The following is a 17,260-nucleotide window of genomic DNA, read 5'->3' as shown; positions in this document are numbered from 1 at the left end:
GGGCGGCCGCCGGCGTTATTCCGCCGCGGCCGTCTCCCCGGATTGCATTTTTTCGCTGGCGTGCTGCACGGCCCGGATGATGTTCTGGTAGCCGGTGCAGCGGCAGAGATTGCCGGCCATGCCCTGGCGGATCTCTTCTTCGCTCGGGTTCGGGTTGTCCTGCAGCAGCCGCCAGGCGCGAATCAGCATGCCGGGCGTGCAGAAGCCGCACTGCAGGCCGTGTTCCTGGAAGAAGCCTTCTTGGATCGGATGCAGGCCTTCGGCACCGGCCAGGCCCTCGACCGTGCGGATATCCGCGCCCTGGGCCTGGACGGCCAGTACGGTGCAGGACTTCACCGAGGCGCCGTCGATGTCGACGGTGCAGGCGCCGCAGTGCGAGGTCTCGCAGCCGATGTGGGCGCCGGTCAGGCGCAGCCGGTCGCGCAGTGTGTGAATCAGGAGTTCGCGGCTGTCGACGGCCACGTCCATGTCCTGGCCGTTGATGTTGAGCGTGATCGCGTGCTTCGCCATCTCAGCCTCCCCGGGCACGTTCAAGCGCCGTGCGGATGGCCCGGCGGGTCATCTCACCGGCCATGTGGGTTTTGTATTCGGGACTGCCGCGCAGATCCGCGGCCGGGTTGCAGATGCTCATCGCCGCCTGAGCGGCCTGCTCGATGCGCTCGGCCGTCGGCTCGGCACCGGTCAGCAAGTCCTCCGCTTCGCTCGCGCGCAGCGGGGTCGGCCCCACGTTCGTCAGCGTCAGTCGGACCCGGCGGCAGGTGTCGCCGTCCATTTCCAGCAGGCAGCAGGTGGCGGCCGTGGCGTAATCGCCGGTCTTGCGTTTGAACTTGGCGTAGGCGTAGCCATGGCCGGCGGCCGGTGTCGGGATGCGGATCGCGGTCACCAGTTCGCCGTCGTCGAGGGCGGTGAGATAGGGCCCCACATAGAAACCATTGACCGGCTCGCGGCGCTCGCCCTTGCGCCCGTGGATGACGAACTCCGCGTCCAGGGCCATCAGCACCGCGGGGTGGTCGTTGCCCGGGTCGCCGTGGAGGGCGTCGCCGCCGATCGTGCCGCGATTGCGCACCTGCGGATCGGCGATCAGGCGGGCGGCTTCCGGCAGCACCGGGCAGCGCCGCTGGAGGAGCCCGGAATCGATGATGGCGCTCTCGGTGGTCATCGGTCCGATGACGAGGGTGTCGCCCTCTTCGCGGATACCGCGCAGGTCGGCGATGCCGTTGATGTCGATGATGTGGGCGGGTTCGGCGAAGCGCAGCTTCATCATGGGCAGCAGGCTGTGGCCGCCGGCCAGCAGCTTGCCGTCGGCGCCGTGCTCCGCCAGCAGGCGGACGGCGTCGTCGACGTCGGTCGCGGCGTGATACTCGAAACGGCCGGGGATCATGCGTATCACCCTCCTTGTTGTTGCGCGCCAGGCGCGTACGCCGGCCAGGGGCCGGCGCGGGTCGGAATGTTGTACCACAATAGCGCGCGACCGACAGTAGGAACTTCCCACAATACCCGACGGACCGGTCGTGCGTTCCGATACGAGGCTTTTGCCGCGCACATCCCCATCGCCTGCCACAAGGCGTCGCGACCGACGCGTGTGCCAGGCTGGTTCAGGTCTCGGTCTCGGTCTCGGTCTCGGTCTCGGCCCCGGTACTCCCGGCGCCCAGCACGCGCCGGTCGAAGGCAACCGCCTTGATCAGGGCCCACACCGCCCCGCCTTCTTCCAGTCCAAGGTCGGCGACTGCCGCGCGCGTCAAGCGTGCGCGCAGGCGTTGATCGCCGAGATCGACGAGGACTTCGGCGAATGCCGTGTCCGGCTCTTCAACGATTTCGCTTATGCGCCCGTTCAGGATGTTGCGGATGCTGATACCGGTCGGCCGCACCGTCGCCAACGCCACGTCGCGGGCACGCACGCGCAGACGCACCTCCGTGCCCACGGCCATCGGTGCCCGTGGCATGTCGAGCACCTGCTCGCCCAGGCTGACCCGGGTCATCTGGAAGGGCTCGTCGTGGCTGACCACCTCTCCGCTCAGCACCGTGCCCGCCTCGAATCGCCCCGTCGCCGCGGCCAGGTCGAGGCGCTCCAGCAGTTCCGTCACGCCGCCGGCCGCGAATACCCCGCCTTCCCGCAGGGCCACCATGCGATCGCCGAGGCGGATCACTTCATCGACCGCGTGCGTGACATAGATGATCGGGATGCCGAAGGCGGCGGGCAGGCGTGCGATGTAGGGCAGCAGGCGCGTCTTGCGCTGAATATCGAGGCCGGCCAGCGGTTCGTCCATGAGCAGTAGCCGGGGCCGGGTCAACAGCGCGCGGCCCAGGGCGACGCGCTGGCGCTCGCCACCGGAGAGGACGTCCGGCCGGCGCGCGAGCAGCGGCTGCAGGTCGAGTTGCTCGACCACTTCGTCGAAGCCGGTACCGTCGGCGCCGGCCGGGGCGCGGCGCGCGGCGTACCGCAGGTTGCCGGCGACACTGAGATGGGGAAAGAGTTGCGGATTCTGGGCGACATAGCCGACACCGCGGCGATGGGGCGGCGTCCAGTGCCGGCCTTCCTGCCAGACCTCGCCGTCGTGGGCGATACGACCCGCCGCGCGGCGCTCGTGGCCGGCGATCGCACGCAGCAGCGTCGTTTTGCCACCGCCGCTGGGCCCGAACAGCGCGGTAATGCCGCGCAACTCGAAGTCATGAGCGATGGCCAGGCGGAAATCCGGGAAATCGCGGCGGATGTCGACAGCAAGCCGGGTCATGCGTCAGCCCGCCCGGACCGGGAAGCGGTGGTTCGAGGCATAGACGCCGAGCAGCACGACGAACGAGAACACCACCAGGATGATCGACAGGCTGTGCGCCGCCGCATAGTCGATCGTCTCGACGTGCTCGTAGATGGCGATCGATATCACCCGCGTCTCGCCGGGGATGTTGCCGCCCACCATCAGGACCACGCCGAACTCGCCGACGGTGTGGGCGAAGGTCAGCACGGCCGCGGTGATATAGCCCCGCAGCGCCAGCGGCGTGGCCACGGTAAAGAAGGCATCCAGCGGCCGCGCGCGCAGGCTGGCGGCCGCCTCCATCGGACCCCGGCCGAGTGCCTCGAAGGCGCCCTGCAGCGGTTGCACGGTAAAGGGTAGCGAGTAGACGACCGAGGCGATGACCAGGCCGCTGAAGGAGAAAGTAAGCGCCGAATCGGTCACGCTGAACCACAGGCCACCGAGGAACGAGTCCGGACTGAGCACGAGCAGCAGATAGAAGCCGAGCACGGTGGGCGGCAGGACCAGCGGCAGCGCCGTGACCGCCTCGATCGGCGCCCGGGCACGCGAGCGGGTGTGGGCCAGCCACCACGCGAGTGGCGTTCCGCCGAGCAGCAGGATGAGTGTCGTGACGCCCGCGAGCTGCAGCGACAGCCAAAGCGGACCGAGTTCGGGCAGGCTCAAGCGCTACTCCACCTCATAGCCGTGGTCGGCGATGATCCTACGGCCATGCGGACCGGCAAGGAAGTCGAGGAAGGCGCGCGCGGCCGCGTTGTCCTCGGACCGGGTGAGCAGCACGGCATCCTGGCGGATCGGCTCATGCAGTGTCGCGGGTACAAGCCAGTGGCTGCCCGGCGGGTTTCCGTCTTTCGCCACCAGGGCCGACCGCGCGACAAAACCCATTTCCGCGGCGCGCATGTGGACCATTGCGTAGGCCTGGCCCACGTTCTGTGCCATGGCGATCCGCGGCTCGATCTCGTTCCACAGACCGAGATTCTCCAGGGTCTCGCGGGCGGCGGCGCCATAGGGGGCGAGGCGGGGATTGGCCATCGCCAGTTTCCGTGGCGGCGCATCCCGCAGCGTCTCAGCCCCGTCGGCACCGATACGGCCCGGATCACGGCTCCACAACACGAGTTGACCACGGGCATAGGTGAAGCGGCTGTTCGCGACCGCCAGGTTCTCGGCGACCAGCCGAGCCGGGCGCTCGGTATCCGCGGCCAGGAAGGCATCGAACGGCGCACGCTTGCTGATCTGGGCATAGAGCTGACCAGTCGAACCCGTCGTATAGCGCAGGTCGTGACCGCTCCGGCGCTCGAATTCTTCGACCAGCGGCGGCATCACTTCGGCGAAGTTGGTCGCCACCGCGATCAGCACCTCCCCGGCCCGCGCCTCGCCGATGCGGGCACAGGCGACGGCGACCAGCGCCACGGCCAGCAGGGCCGGGCATCGCCGTCCTCGCCGGACACATCCCCCGGACCGGGACGGGATCACACCGGACAGCGAGCCGGTCGCATCCATTGCGTGCCGCTGCCGGAAGCCTGATACCGTCATCACGTTCCTGCTGTCGCCGCCGCGCATACCGTCACGGATCGTCCGCGGAGCGCGCGAGGTCTGTGGGCGTATCGATGTCGTACAGTATGCCGGGGTCCTCGACCTCGACGAACTCGAGATCCGCCTGGTGGCCGGCAAGGATATGGCGGGCGCCCTCATCGCCGCCGAGGGCGGCCAGTTCGGGGCCGAAATGGCCCGCGAAGCCGACCGGGTGGCCGCGCCGGCCATGGTACGTCGGCGCCGCCAGGCGCGCGCCGCCGGCCAAGGTGGCCGCGATCGCCGCGATGGTCGCGGGCCGGATCGCGGGCATATCGGCCAGCGCGATCACCCAGCCGGTGGCCGCACGGGTGGCGGTCACGCCGCAGGCCAGGCTCGCCCCCATCCCTTCGTCCGCCCGCTCGCAGACCACGACATGGCAGCCAGCGCCTTCCAGAACGGCGGCGAGCGCTTCGTCATCCGGCCGCGTCACCGCCACCACGCGCGGCAGCGATGCGACCATCGCCTCGGCGGCCGCCGCGGCGATCGGGCGCCCGTCGGGCAGGCGCGCGCTCAGCTTGTCGCCGCCGAAACGGTCGCCCCGGCCCGCCGCCAACAGCACCCCGGTGATCATGCGGTCTGCCGCCTGGGCGCGCGCGCCTGCCCGCCCAGGGCATCGGCCAGTTCCACCAGGCTGCGGATGTTGTGCACGGGGCGAAATTCGTCGACCCAGGGCAGCATGGCGCGCGCGCCACCGGCCTTCGCCTCGAAGCCCGACCAGCGCAGCAGCGGGTTGAGCCAGATCAGCCGCCGGGCCGAACGCTGCAGGCGGGCCATCTCCTCGGCGACGCCCTCGCCCGCCTCGCGATCAAGGCCGTCGGTGACCAGCAGCACGGTGGCGCCCTGGCCGAGCAGCCGCCGGGCCCAGCGGAAGTTGAACTCGTGCAGACAGGCGCCGATGCGTGTTCCGCCCGCCCAGTCGGTCACCACGCGCCCCGTGCGTTCAAGGGCCTCATCGACATCGCGGACGCGCAGGTGGCGAGTGATATTCGTCAGCCGGGTGCCGAAGACGAACGCGTGGACGCGATCCCGATCGTTGGTCACGGCGTGCAGGAAATGGAGGAACATCCGCGAATACTGGGCCATCGACCCCGAGATGTCGCAGAGCACGACCAGCGGCGGCGTGCGCTGGACCCGCGCACGGTGGCGCAGATCGATCGTCGCCCCGCCCTGGCGCAGCGACTGGCGCATCGTGGCCCGCAGGTCGGGCTGACGGCCGCGCGGATCGGGCCGGGTCCGTCGCGTGGCCAGCGGCTTGACCGGCATCTTCAGGCGCGCGATGGCGCGTCGCGCATCGGCCTGCTCCGCCGCCGTCATCGACTCGAAGTCCACGGTCTGCAGCCGCTCCTCGGCCGACCAGGTCAGACTCGCCTCGACCTCGGTCTCGTCTTCCTCGTCCTCTTCCGCTGCGGGCGGCGCCTGACCGGCGGCGAGCGCCTCGGCCAGGCGCGCGGGCGGCGGCTCCGGCTCGGGTGCGTTGCCGCCCGCCTGGGGCAGCAACAGCTGCAGCATGCGATCGAGCAGCTGGGGATCGCGCCAGAACACCTGGAAGGCCTGGTCGAACAGGTGGCGCTGCTCGCGCCGGTCGACGAACACGGCGTGCAGCGTCCAGTAGAAGTCGTCCCGCCGGCGCACGCCGGCGACCTGGAGGGCGCGCAGGGCATCGACCACCTTGTCCGGGCCGATCGGCAGCCCGGCGGTGCGCAGGACCCGGGCGAAGTGCATGACATTCTCCGCGAGCCGCCCACCGCCCGCGCCGGTGTAGTCGTCAGGCATTGCTGCTCGCGGCGACACCCGCGTTGATGCGCTGCAGCAGGTCGTTGACCTGCTGCGAGTCGAACCGGGCGATGTCGTCCTGGTACTTGAGCAGCGCACCGAGCGTGTCGTTGATGACGGCGGGATCCAGCGACAGGCTGTCAACGGCGATCAGCGCGTTGGTCCAATCGATCGTCTCGGCGATGCCTGGCAGTTTGTAGAGATCCATCTGGCGCAGCTCCTGGACGAAGGCGACCACCTGACGACTCAGTTCGGCCGGTGCGTCCGGCGCTTTCAATCGGAGGATCTCCAGCTCGCGCTCGGCGTCCGGGTAGTCCACCCAGTGGTAGAGGCAGCGGCGTTTGACCGCGTCGTGGATCTCGCGCGTGCGGTTGGAGGTGACCACCACGATGGGCGGCTCACGGGCGACGATCGTGCCGATCTCGGGGATGGTCACCTGGAAGTCGGACAGGACTTCGAGCAGATAGGCCTCGAAGGGCTCGTCGGTGCGGTCGAGCTCGTCGATCAGCAGGACCGGTGCGACCCCGTCCTCCGGCTCCAGTGCCTGCAAGAGCGCGCGTTTGGTCAGGAAGCGGCGATCGAAGATGTCCCGGCCGAGGCGTTCGCGGTCCACCTCGCCGCTGGCCTCGGCCAGACGGATCTCGACCATTTGCCGCTGGTAGTTCCACTCGTAGACCGCCGCCGTGATATCGAGGCCCTCGTAGCACTGCAGCCGCACGAGCGGCCGGCCGAGGGTGCGCGCGGCGACCTTGGCGATCTCGGTCTTGCCGACACCGGCCTCGCCCTCGAGGAACAGCGGTCGCCCCATGCGCAGGCTGAGGAAAAGCGCCGTGGCGAGGCGGCGGTCGGCGACGTACGCGCCCGAGTTCAGCAGGTCGACCGTGGCGTCGATGGACTCGGGCAATTCCGTGCGCACCGTTTCATCATTCATGGCATGGCCGTTTCAGCAGGGTGGCGGATCGGGTGAACGCGTGGCTAACAACAATCCTGCGAACGCGGATGTCAGACACGCCGGAGTTCGTTTCTCGCAGAGGCGCAGAGCACGCAGAGCGCGGAGAGGGGCAAGGCTCAATCGCCCTATGCGCGTTGCGCCCATCCGCGGGACCTTTCCGTACTGCGGGCTGGGCACGGCTGCGCAGCCGCGCGCAGCTACCGGGCCGCTTCCACCGCGCGTCGGGCGAGGACGTTCACCAGGTGCGCGCGGTATGCGGGCGTGCCGTGGATGTCATCGTTGAGTTCGTCCGCGTCCACCTGCACGCCCTTGATCGCGTCCGCGGAGAAGTCCCCGGCCAGCGCCTGTTCCATCGCCGGCACCCGGAAGGCACAGGCGCCGGCGCCAGTGACGGCAACGCGCACGCCGTCGCCGGTCTCGGCCACCATCACGCCGACCAGGGCGTAACGCGACGCCGGCTGCGGGAACTTCACGTAGGCCGCCCGCTTCGGCCCCGGGAAGTGGATCGCCTTGATCAGTTCCCCCGGCTCCAGTGCCGTTTCGAACAGATCGATGAAGAAGTCGTCGGCGGCGATCCGGCGCTGGTTGGTCTCGATCGTCGCGCCGAGGCCGAGCACGGCCGCCGGGTAGTCGGCGGCCGGATCGCTGTTGGCGACCGATCCGCCGATGGTGCCGACATTGCGCACCTGGTGATCGCCGATGGCGCCGGCCAGATCGGCCAGCGCCGGGATCGCCTTCTGGACCTCGGGCGACAAGGCGACCTCGTTGTGCCTGGTGAGCGCGCCGATGACGACCGTCTTACCGTCGACGGTGATACCCGACAGCTCCTTGATGGCGCCCAGATCGATCAGATCGGCAGGCTGCGCAAGGCGCTGCTTGAGGCTCTGCAGCAGCGTCTGACCGCCGGCGATGGCGCTGGCATCCTCGGACTGCCCCAGCAGCTTGACCGCTTCGTCGATGGTCGTCGGGCGGTGATAACCGAATGCATACATGGATCGCTCCTCCTCAGGCCACCTGCCGACCCTGGGCGTCCTGGATCGCCTGCCAGACACGGACCGGTGTCGCCGGCATCTCCAGATCGGTTACGCCGAGCGGGCGCAGCGCATCGATGATGGCGTCGATGACCGCCGGCGGCGAACCGATGGCGCCGGCCTCGCCGCAGCCCTTCACACCGAGCGGGTTGTGCGTGCAGGGCGTATTGCAGGTATCGACCCTGAAGCTCGGCAGGTCGTCGGCGCGCGGCATGGTGTAGTCCATGTAGGTGCCGGTGATGAGCTGGCCGCTCTCCGCATCGTAGACCGCGCCCTCGAGCAGGGCCTGGCCGATGCCCTGGGCCAGCCCGCCATGGACCTGGCCCTCGACGATCATCGGGTTGATGACGTTGCCGAAGTCATCGACCGCGGTGAAATTGACGATCTCGACCCGGCCCGTATCGGCGTCCACCTCGACCTCGCAGATGTGACTGCCGGCCGGATAGGTGAAGTTGGTCGGGTCGTAGAAGGCGCTCTCGTCGAGCCCCGGCTCGAGCTGCTCGAGCGGATAGTTGTGCGGCACGTAGGCGGAGAACGCGACCTCCGCCATCGACAGGCTCTTGTCGGTGCCGGCAACGCGGAAGGTGCCGCCGTCGTACTCGATGTCGGCCTCGGCCGCCTCGAGCATGTGGGCGGCGATCTTGCGGCTCTTGTCGATGATCTTGTCCATCGCCTTGACGATGGCCGAGCCGCCCACGGCCAGCGAGCGCGAGCCGTAAGTCCCCATGCCGAAGGCGCTACGGTCGGTATCGCCGTGGACCACGTCGACGTCGTCGAACGGGATGCCCAGGCGATCCGAGACGATCTGGGCGAACGTGGTCTCGTGGCCCTGGCCGTGGCTGTGCGAGCCGGTGAATACGGTCACCTTGCCGGTCGGGTGCAGCCGGACCTCGCCGGCCTCGTAGAGCCCGGCCCGGGCACCCAGCGCGCCGGCGATGTTCGACGGCGCCAGGCCACAGGCCTCGATGTAGGTCGAGTAGCCGATGCCTCGGTACTTGCCGCGCTTCTGCGCCTCCTCGCGGCGGCTCTCGAAGCCGGCGACGTCAGCCAGCTCTTCGGCCCGCGTCAGGGTGGCGTTGTAGTCGCCGACATCGTAGTTGAGCGCGACCGGTGTCTGGTAGGGGAAGGCATCGGTCGGGATAAAGTTGCGCCGCCGGATCTCGCCCTGGGACAGCCCCGTATCACGGGCGGCCTGGCTCACCAGGCGCTCGACCACATAGGTCGCCTCCGGCCGGCCCGCCCCGCGATAGGCATCGACCGGCGAAGTGTGCGTGAACACCGCGGTCACCCGCGCGTGGATCGCCGGCGTGGTGTACTGCCCCGCGAGCAGCGTGGCGTACAGGATGGTCGGCACGGCCGAGGCGAAGGTGGACAGATAAGCGCCCAGATTGGCCTTGGTGTCGACGCGCATGCCGATGAATCGGCCGTCGGCATCCAGCGCCATCTCGGCGTGGGTGACGTGGTCGCGCCCGTGGGCGTCGCTCAGGAACGACTCGACGCGCTCGGCGGTCCACTTGATCGGCCGGCCGATCTTCTTCGACGCCCAGGTCAGCGTCGCCTCTTCCGGGTACGGGTAGATCTTCGAGCCGAACCCGCCGCCGACATCCGGCGACACGACGCGGACCTTGTGTTCGGGGAGGTTGAGCACGAACGCGGACAGCAGCAGCCGCGCCAGGTGCGGGTTCTGCGACGTGGTATACAGCGTGTAGTGATCCTCGCCCGGGGAGTAGCAGGCCAGGGCCGCGCGGGGCTCCAGCGCGTTGGGGATCAGCCGGTTGTTGACCAGGTCGAGGCTGGTGACGTGATGGGCGTTCCTGAAGGCCTCGTCGGCCGCCCCGCTGTCGCCCAGCTCCCAGGTGTAGCAGCGGTTATCCGGAACCTCGTCGTGGACCAGCGGCTGACCCGCCTCCAGTGCCTTCGCCGGCGAAACCACCGCATCCAGCATCTCGTAATCGACGTCCACCAGTTCGGCGGCGTCCCGCGCCTGCTGCTTCGTCTCGGCAATGACGACGGCGACATGGTCGCCGACATAGCGCACCTTGCCCTGCGCCAGCAGCGGGTGCGGTGGTTCGGCCATCGGCTCGCCGCTGACGTCGTGGATCTGCCAGCCGCAGGGCAAGCCGCCGACACCGTCGTTGGCCAGGTCCTCGCCCGTGAACACGGCGATGACCCCCTCGGCGTCGCGGGCCATGCTGCTGTCGATCGAATTGATACGGGCGTGGGCGTGCGGGGAGCGGACGAAGCAGGCGTACGTCTGGCCCGCCATGTTGATGTCGTCGGTATAGCGGCCGTGACCGGTGAGGAAGCGCTTGTCCTCGGAGCGCCTGGTCGAGCCGCCGATCTTCGCTGTCGGTTCACCCATCGCTCTAACCCCCCATGCCCGCTGCGCCGGACTTCACCGCGCGGACGATATTTTCATAACCGGTGCAGCGGCAGATATTGCCTTCGAGATTCTCGCGAATGGTCGCATCGGAGGCGTTCGGATACGTCTTCACCAGGTCGATCGCCGCCATCACCATGCCTGGCGTGCAGAAACCGCATTGGAGACCGTGTTCCTGGCGGAAGGCCGCCTGCATCGGGTGGAGTTCGCCGTCACCGTCGGACAACCCCTCGATGGTGACCACGTCGGCGCTTTCGGCCTGCGCGGCGAGTACCGAGCAGGCCTTTACGGCGCGGCCATCGAGGTGGACGGTGCACGCGCCACACTGCCCCGTGTCGCAGCCGACATGGGTGCCGGTGAGGCCGAGATGGTCGCGCAGGAAATCGGTGAGCAGGGTAGGAGGATCGACATCGGCGGTTACCGAGCGGCCATTGACGGTCATCGACACGTTCATAACCAGCACCCTCTTGTTGTGTCCCTGGTATCCCTTTTGGCAGCGGTGTCCAGCTGCCTACAGAAGGGCTTTTCCGCTACCGAGTGTATGCCAATGCCGGCCACGATCAAGCGGTATGCGATCGGCTCGCCGGACAGGGCGGCGCGCCGCGATTGCCGGTGATCAGCGACCCGCAATCGGTCCTGCCGGAACGGGCCGTCTCGAACGGCGCGGTCCCATCAGCGTTCCAGCCGCCGGTCAGCGATGCTCACAGCAGCGCGAAGGCGAGGACAATCACCACGACCCCGGCGCCCACCGCCGCCCAGGTCCAGATCCTGGCGGGTGCGTTGCCGGGGCCCTCGCCGGTTTCAGCGGCCGCTGCGCCCGCGTTTGCCTCTTCCTCTTCCTCGCCGCTGCCACCCATATACTCGACGAAGTTGTCGAAGAACTCGTTGGCCGTCTTGCGCGCTGCGCCGTCGACCAACCGGCTGCCGAGCTGAGCCAGCTTGCCGCCGAGTTGCGCCTTGGCCGTGTAGCCGACCGTGCAACCCCCATCGGTCTCCGTCAGCGTGACGTCGGCCGAACCCTTGACGAAGCCGGCCTGGCCGCCCTGTCCTTTGAAACTCATCGAGTAGGATGTCGGGGGGTTGAGGTCGGTGAGCGTCACGTTGCCCTTGAAGCGCGCATTGACCGGACCGACTTTCGCCTTGACCGCGGCCTCATAGGCGCCGTCGTCGACCCGCTCGAATGACTCGCAGCCCGGGATACAGGCCTTCAGGACGTCGGGATCGTTGAGTGCCTCCCAGACGGTTTCCCGGGGCAGCGGCACATGGCGTTCCTGTTGCAATTCCATAGGTAGCCCGCCTGTTCGTTATTCCACCGGGGGCAATCGTGCCCCACGCACGAAACATCGTGATCGATAAACTACCAGACGTCGCCGATCACGTCCCCGTGGCAGCGTCTTCGCCGTGTTGACGCAGCGCCTCCAAGACGGCCTCGAACGGCAACAGGACACACTCATGGCGGCTCTTGTGCGCCGCGGCCGGCTGGAACAGCACCAGGTCCTGCCAGGGCGCGTCCGTCGGCCAGGCATGCCGCCCGCGCAGCGCATCCCGGATGGCGCCGTGCAGCGTGTCCAGCGAAGCGGCGTCCTGGCCGATCGCCTGCTGACCCAGCAGGTTCGCGGCCGCGCGACAGAGGACGCAGCCACGGACATGGTGACCCAGCCCAGCGATACGTCCCGCCCGGTCGCAATGCAGATCGAGCGTCACCCGGTCACCGCACAGCGGGTTATCCCGGGTCAGCGTGACATCCGGCGCGTCGAGCCGACCCGGGTCGTGGTCCGCGGCGGCGAGCGCGAGTAAGCGCTCCTGGTAGAGATCCGTGCTCATAGCAGTTTCCGTAACGCCGTCTCCAGCGCCTCCAGACAGGCGTCGACATCGGCCGAATCATTATAGAGCGCCAGGCTGGCGCGAGTTGTACCGGCCAGATCGAAGGCGTCCATCAGCGGCTGGGCGCAATGGTGGCCGCCCCGGACCGCAACGCCATGGGCGTCGAGCAGCTGCGCGATGTCGTGCGGGTGCGCCCCCGGGACATCGAAGGCGACCAGCGGTCCGCGCGGTTCCCCGGCGCCGGGACCGAGGACGCGCACACGTTCCTCGCCGAGCGTGTTCAGGCCCTCGATCAGTCGTCGGGTCAACGCCTGGAGGTGACGGCCGACGGCGTCGAGGTCGTGTTCCCCGAGCCAGCGCAGCGCCGCGCCCAGGCCGACCGCCTGGGCGATGGGCGGCGTGCCCGCTTCGAACCGTTGCGGCGGCGGTGCCCAGGTCGTCTCCGCCAGCCTGACGCGGCGGATCATCTCGCCACCGCCGAGGAACGGCGGCAGATCGGCGAGCAGTTCGCCCCGCCCCCAGAGGACGCCGATGCCGTTGGGGCCAAAGACCTTGTGCCCCGAGAAACAGTAGAAATCGACACCGAGCGCCTGCACATCCACCCGCGCGTGGGGCACCTGCTGGGCACCGTCGAGCAGCACCCGCGCGCCGACGGCCCGGGCCGCATCGACAATGGGGCCGACCTCGGTCAGTGCCCCCGTGACGTTGGATGCATGAGTCACGGCGATCAGCCTTGTCCGCGCTCCGACGATGTCGGGCAGGACCGTCAGATCCAGCCGGCCCTCTTCTGTTACCGGGATCACGCGAAGCCGGATCCCGGTGCGATCGCGCAGCATCTGCCACGGCACGATGTTGGAGTGATGCTCCAGTTCCGAGATGACGATCTCATCGCCCGCTGACAGCGTCGCGCCGAAGGCGTGCGCGACCAGGTTGAGTGCGGCCGTGCAGCCGCTGGTGAATACGATCTCATCGGCATCGGCGGCGTTGAGGTGGTGGGCGACCGTCTCGCGGGCAACGCCATAGGCGTCGGTGGCCGCCTCGGCGAGGCGATGGACACCGCGCAGGACATTCGCCCGACTCGTGGTCTCGTGAGCGTGGATCGCTTCGAGCACCGGACCCGCGACCTGTGCCGTAGCCGCGTTGTCCAGGTAGTGCAGCGCCGGCTCGTGGTCGCGCTGCAGGAGTGGGAAGTCGGCACGGACGGCGTGCGGATCGAAGCTCATGATGGCGTTCTTCGCAGTGGCTTTTTACTGCCCGGTGCGCAGCACGGAGATCGCCTCGGCAAGGATCGAGATGGCGATCTCCGCCGGTCCGCGGGCCCCGATCGAGAACCCGACGGGCGCGTGGATGCGGTCGATCTGATCCTCACCAAAGCCCTGCTCGGCCAGGCGCTCACGGCGCCCGGCATGCGTCCGGCGACTGCCGAGTGCGCCGATATAGAATGCCTCGCTGTTGAGCGCCGCCGCCAGCGCCGGATCATCCAGTTTCGGATCATGGGTCAGCGTCACCACCGCGCTCCGGCCATCGAGCGTATACGTGGCCAGGGCCTCGTCCGGCCAGGCCGTATCCAGAGCGACACCGGGGAAACGCTCGGCGGTGGCGAAGGTCCGCCGGGGATCGATGACGGTCACGTTGAACTCGGTGTGCGCGGCGAGCGGCGCCAGCGACTGCGCGATGTGCACGGCGCCGATGATGTAGAGCCGCAGCGGCGGATTGTAGGGGTTGAACAGCCAGCGCCGGCCGTCGATCTCCCGGGTCTCGGCGCGATCGAAGCGCAGCGTCGCTGCCGCCCCCTCGGCAAAAGCCGCCGTTCCTTCGTCGTGGTGGAGCAGGCGTTGCTCGCCATCGTCGAGCGCCGTGGCGACCACGACCGGCCGACCGGCGGCGCGGTCGGCGAGGAGCTGTTCACGGATCGCGCGTTCCATCAGTCGAAGCGCTCCACGAACACCTCGATCCGGCCGCCACAGGCGAGCCCGACCTCCCAGGCCTGGTCGTTGGTCACGCCGAACTCGAGCAGTTTCGGCTCACCCTCTTCCATGACCTCGCGCGCCTCGGCGATCACCGCGCCCTCGATACAGCCACCGCTTACCGAACCGGCCATGTCGCCGGCGGCCGTGACCGCCAACTGCGCGCCGGGCCGACGCGGCGCCGAGCCCCAGGTCGAGACGACCGTCGCCAGCGCGACGTCACGCCCCGCCTCGCGCCAGGCGGCTGCCTGCTCCAGCACATCATCGGGACCAGCTCCAGCCGTGTTTGTCGTCGTCATGGAATACCTCTCAGGAAGCAGGACCGTCCAGGCGCCATCATCTGCCTTGCGCCTGGCGGGTGCAATCGCGGGCTTCCGGGCCTACCGATGGCGGCCACCGTGTATCGGAAGAACGCGTACATGCCCCGCCATCAGCGCAGATCGGCATGCTGCGCCTCGCACTGCCCTGCTTCGTACACCAGCCCGCTCGCGCCGTCATCGGGCTGCGGCGTTCGTTCCATATTTTCCCGGCTGCCGAACACGCGCCGCGTGTTGCCCGTTGCCCGGTCGATGATGACATCGATACGAAAGGCGCTTTCCTGCTCGCGGAATATGAATCGGTATTCGGCGGCCGTCACTTTCACACGCCCGCTTCGGGGCTGGTGGAGATCCACACGGCGAACCCGTCCATCACTGCGGCTGAACAGGTAAATCGCTGACAGACCGGACGAGAATCGGCATTGCACCGCGATTTCTCCGTCCGCGCGGGCCGCTGCCGGGGTTGAAGCAATGGCAAGCGCAAGACCCAGCGCGAATGCGGGGACGCCGGGCGTAACCATGCGGGCTCGTGGACGCATCGGGATGGCGGCCACGCCGCACGGCGCCGGCGCGGCCCGCCTCTCCGCGCTTACCAGGTGCCGGTGTTCTCCATCGATGCCCACGGCTCCCGCGGTTCCAGCGCCTCGCCTTTCTGGAGCAGTTCGATGGAGATGCCGTCCGGCGAGCGCACGAAGGCCATATGGCCGTCGCGTGGTGGGCGGTTGATGGTCACACCCGCATCCATCAGCCGCTGACAGAGCGCGTAGATGTCGTCGACCCGGTACGCGAGATGGCCGAAGTTGCGCCCGCCTTCGAGCGGCTCCGGATCCCAGTTCCAGGTCAGTTCAATCATCGGTGCCTTGTTCTCCCGGGCGCGCTCGACGTCATCCGGCGCCGCGAGGAAGATCAGCGTGAAGCGCCCCTTCTCGACCTCGGTGCGGCTCATCTCGACCATGCCGAGTTTGTTGCAGTAGAAATCGAGCGATGCCTCGATGTCGCTGATGCGCACCATGGTGTGCAGATATTCCATGCGCGTCTCCTTGATTAATCGCTGTACGTCGTTTGGATGTGACGGGTCGGGCGGCGCCCCTCAGTTCAGCCACCAGATCGCACCGTTGAGTGCGATCGCGAATGCCACCCAGAGCGTATAGGGCACCAGCAGTGCGCCGGCGACCCGATCGAGCCGCCAGAATACGATCGTCGTCGCGACGATCAGTGCCTCCAGCACGAGGATCTCGATCAGCGCCCCGCCAGGCTGTCGGAGCCCGAAGAACAGGACGGACCACAGGATGTTGGCGACGAGCTGCAGTCCGAACAGCGTGAGCGCCGCGCGCCGGATGACCCCGGCCGGTACCCGGTCGTAGATGCGCCATGCGGCGACGGCCATGAGCGCGAACAGGATATTCCACACCGGGGCGAACAGCCATGCCGGGGGATTGAACGCCGGCTTGTTCAGCTGCGGGTACCAGTCGCCGACGGAGGTCGATGTCGCCAGTCCGCCCAGGCCTGCCGCCGCGAAACACACGAGCAGGCTGACCACGAGGGCGGCGCTTCGACGCAGGGTCTGTGCGGTCATGTTCGTGGCCCCGTTGCATGGTCGGCGATCGTCGTCGCCATCGTGCCCGTTCGTTCGGCGGCGGTCGGGCGATTCAGTCAGCGAGGCTCCAGGCCCCGCCCCGCCGACGGTTTCTCGATCCCGGGGGAGGTCTGCAGCACGCAATCCAGACTGGGATGTGGGAGCCGCTGATCTGTCGGGCTGAAGCCCGACCTGCGGACTTCCGAGTCCGCCTGCAGATTTGCGGGCGCGTCAGTCGCGCGGCCGGGTATCGAGTTCGCGAAGGTACGCCGAGAACGCCTCGCGCAGTTCCGGATGATGGAGGGCGTACTCCACGGTCGCCTCGAGGTAACCGAGCTTGTCACCACAGTCGAAACGCCGACCCTCGAACTCCCAGGCGAGGAAGGTCTCCTCGGCGAGCTGGCGAGCAATCGCGTCGGTGAGCTGGATCTCGCCGCCAGCGCCCTTTCCGATCTCTGCGAGGTGATCGAAGATGCGCGGGGTCAGAATGTAGCGACCAATCACGGCCAGATTCGACGGTGCCTCGGCCGGCTTCGGTTTCTCGATGATGCCGTTGACGCGCGACAGGCGCTCACTCACCGTTTCGCTGGATACCACGCCGTAGCGGTGGGTCTCGTCCTCGGGCACCCGTTCGACCCCGAGCACGGACGCCTCGTGCTCGCGGTGGACCTCCAGCATCTGGGAGAGAACCGGCGCACCGGCGGTCTGGACGAGGTCGTCGGCAAGGATGACGCCGAAGGGTTCGTCGCCGATCACCGGGCGCGCGCAGCGAACGGCATGCCCGAGGCCAAGCGCCTGCGGCTGGCGCAGGTAGACGCAGTCGACACCCTTGGGCAGCACCTCGCGCACGATGCGCAGCATCTCGTGCTTGCCCTTCGCCTCAAGCTCCATCTCCAGCTCATAAGCCGTGTCGAAATGATCCGGGATCGAGCGCTTCTGGCGTCCGGTAATGAACACGAGCACCTCGGCCCCCGCTGCCACGGCCTCCTCGGCGGCGTACTGGATCAGCGGCTTGTCGACGACCGGCAGCATCTCTTTCGGGTTGGCCTTGGTCGCCGGGAGGAACCGGGTCCCCATGCCGGCGACCGGGAATACGACTTTCTTCATGGCTTGCATGACGG

At 68.4% G+C, this 17,260-nt stretch carries 20 protein-coding genes; all 20 read right to left on the bottom strand.

The genetic code is table 11. The features are described 5' to 3' along the window. Window positions 1–15: 15 nt before the first annotated feature. Window positions 16–510: a (2Fe-2S)-binding protein gene (locus A0W70_RS10320; protein ID WP_067562343.1), complete on the bottom strand. Its 495-nt coding sequence runs from the start codon at window positions 508–510 to the stop codon at window positions 16–18. A 1-nt stretch (window position 511) separates the two neighbouring features. Continuing rightward, window positions 512–1,381: an FAD binding domain-containing protein gene (locus tag A0W70_RS10315; RefSeq protein ID WP_067562338.1), complete on the bottom strand. Its 870-nt coding sequence runs from the start codon at window positions 1,379–1,381 to the stop codon at window positions 512–514. Between the two features lie 214 nt (window positions 1,382–1,595). After that, window positions 1,596–2,732 (bottom strand): molybdenum ABC transporter ATP-binding protein, encoded by a 1,137-nt coding sequence (modC, locus tag A0W70_RS10310; protein ID WP_070989124.1) that lies wholly within the window; start codon window positions 2,730–2,732, stop codon window positions 1,596–1,598. Between the two features lie 3 nt (window positions 2,733–2,735). Beyond that, window positions 2,736–3,413, bottom strand: coding sequence for a molybdate ABC transporter permease subunit (gene modB / locus A0W70_RS10305; RefSeq protein ID WP_075109865.1), 678 nt, complete (start codon window positions 3,411–3,413; stop codon window positions 2,736–2,738). A 3-nt stretch (window positions 3,414–3,416) separates the two neighbouring features. Next, window positions 3,417–4,280, bottom strand: coding sequence for a molybdate ABC transporter substrate-binding protein (modA, locus tag A0W70_RS10300; protein ID WP_245675858.1), 864 nt, complete (start codon window positions 4,278–4,280; stop codon window positions 3,417–3,419). Window positions 4,281–4,311: 31 nt separating this feature from the next. Further along, complete coding sequence (locus tag A0W70_RS10295; protein WP_067562335.1) at window positions 4,312–4,890, bottom strand: nucleotidyltransferase family protein; 579 nt, start codon at window positions 4,888–4,890, stop codon at window positions 4,312–4,314. Further along, the gene (locus A0W70_RS10290) at window positions 4,887–6,092 is read right to left on the bottom strand and encodes a vWA domain-containing protein (RefSeq protein ID WP_067562331.1); all 1,206 of its coding nucleotides are present in this window, start codon (window positions 6,090–6,092) and stop codon (window positions 4,887–4,889) included. Before A0W70_RS10290 ends, A0W70_RS10295 begins: the two co-directional genes overlap by 4 nt. Next, window positions 6,085–7,023 (bottom strand): AAA family ATPase, encoded by a 939-nt coding sequence (locus A0W70_RS10285; RefSeq protein WP_067562328.1) that lies wholly within the window; start codon window positions 7,021–7,023, stop codon window positions 6,085–6,087. Before A0W70_RS10285 ends, A0W70_RS10290 begins: the two co-directional genes overlap by 8 nt. Window positions 7,024–7,241: 218 nt before the next feature. Continuing rightward, a complete protein-coding gene (locus tag A0W70_RS10280) occupies window positions 7,242–8,036 on the bottom strand; it encodes an FAD binding domain-containing protein (RefSeq protein WP_067562325.1) in 795 nt (264 codons plus the stop codon). A gap of 13 nt (window positions 8,037–8,049) precedes the next feature. Further along, a complete protein-coding gene (locus A0W70_RS10275) occupies window positions 8,050–10,437 on the bottom strand; it encodes a xanthine dehydrogenase family protein molybdopterin-binding subunit (protein ID WP_067562322.1) in 2,388 nt (795 codons plus the stop codon). Window positions 10,438–10,441: 4 nt separating this feature from the next. Beyond that, window positions 10,442–10,909, bottom strand: a complete 468-nt coding sequence (locus A0W70_RS10270) for a (2Fe-2S)-binding protein (RefSeq protein ID WP_067562318.1) — start codon at window positions 10,907–10,909, stop codon at window positions 10,442–10,444. A gap of 247 nt (window positions 10,910–11,156) precedes the next feature. Next, a complete protein-coding gene (locus tag A0W70_RS10265; protein ID WP_067562315.1) occupies window positions 11,157–11,741 on the bottom strand; it encodes an SRPBCC family protein in 585 nt (194 codons plus the stop codon). An 88-nt stretch (window positions 11,742–11,829) separates the two neighbouring features. After that, complete coding sequence (locus A0W70_RS10260; protein WP_067562310.1) at window positions 11,830–12,279, bottom strand: iron-sulfur cluster assembly scaffold protein; 450 nt, start codon at window positions 12,277–12,279, stop codon at window positions 11,830–11,832. Then, entirely contained in the window at window positions 12,276–13,502 is a 1,227-nt protein-coding gene (locus A0W70_RS10255) for an aminotransferase class V-fold PLP-dependent enzyme (RefSeq protein WP_067562306.1), read from the bottom strand. The genes A0W70_RS10260 and A0W70_RS10255 overlap by 4 nt, the downstream gene beginning before the upstream one ends. Window positions 13,503–13,526: 24 nt before the next feature. Continuing rightward, window positions 13,527–14,204: an XdhC family protein gene (locus A0W70_RS10250; RefSeq protein WP_067562302.1), complete on the bottom strand. Its 678-nt coding sequence runs from the start codon at window positions 14,202–14,204 to the stop codon at window positions 13,527–13,529. Next, window positions 14,204–14,545: an XdhC family protein gene (locus tag A0W70_RS10245; RefSeq protein WP_067562298.1), complete on the bottom strand. Its 342-nt coding sequence runs from the start codon at window positions 14,543–14,545 to the stop codon at window positions 14,204–14,206. The genes A0W70_RS10250 and A0W70_RS10245 overlap by 1 nt, the downstream gene beginning before the upstream one ends. Before the next feature lie 131 nt (window positions 14,546–14,676). Next, a complete protein-coding gene (locus A0W70_RS10240; protein WP_139150824.1) occupies window positions 14,677–14,991 on the bottom strand; it encodes a hypothetical protein in 315 nt (104 codons plus the stop codon). Between the two features lie 161 nt (window positions 14,992–15,152). After that, window positions 15,153–15,593 (bottom strand): VOC family protein, encoded by a 441-nt coding sequence (locus A0W70_RS10235; RefSeq protein ID WP_067562294.1) that lies wholly within the window; start codon window positions 15,591–15,593, stop codon window positions 15,153–15,155. Window positions 15,594–15,653: 60 nt separating this feature from the next. Continuing rightward, window positions 15,654–16,139, bottom strand: a complete 486-nt coding sequence (locus A0W70_RS10230; RefSeq protein WP_067562290.1) for a TspO/MBR family protein — start codon at window positions 16,137–16,139, stop codon at window positions 15,654–15,656. Between the two features lie 231 nt (window positions 16,140–16,370). Then, window positions 16,371–17,255, bottom strand: a complete 885-nt coding sequence (gene galU, locus A0W70_RS10225; RefSeq protein ID WP_067562599.1) for a UTP--glucose-1-phosphate uridylyltransferase GalU — start codon at window positions 17,253–17,255, stop codon at window positions 16,371–16,373. Window positions 17,256–17,260 lie beyond the last annotated feature (5 nt).

Origin of the sequence: Halofilum ochraceum (assembly GCF_001614315.2) — a bacterium.
Classification (GTDB): Bacteria; Pseudomonadota; Gammaproteobacteria; order XJ16; family Halofilaceae; genus Halofilum; species Halofilum ochraceum.
The sequence above is the reverse complement of the archived record's forward strand: the minus strand, read 5'-3'. Positions and strand labels throughout refer to the sequence as shown.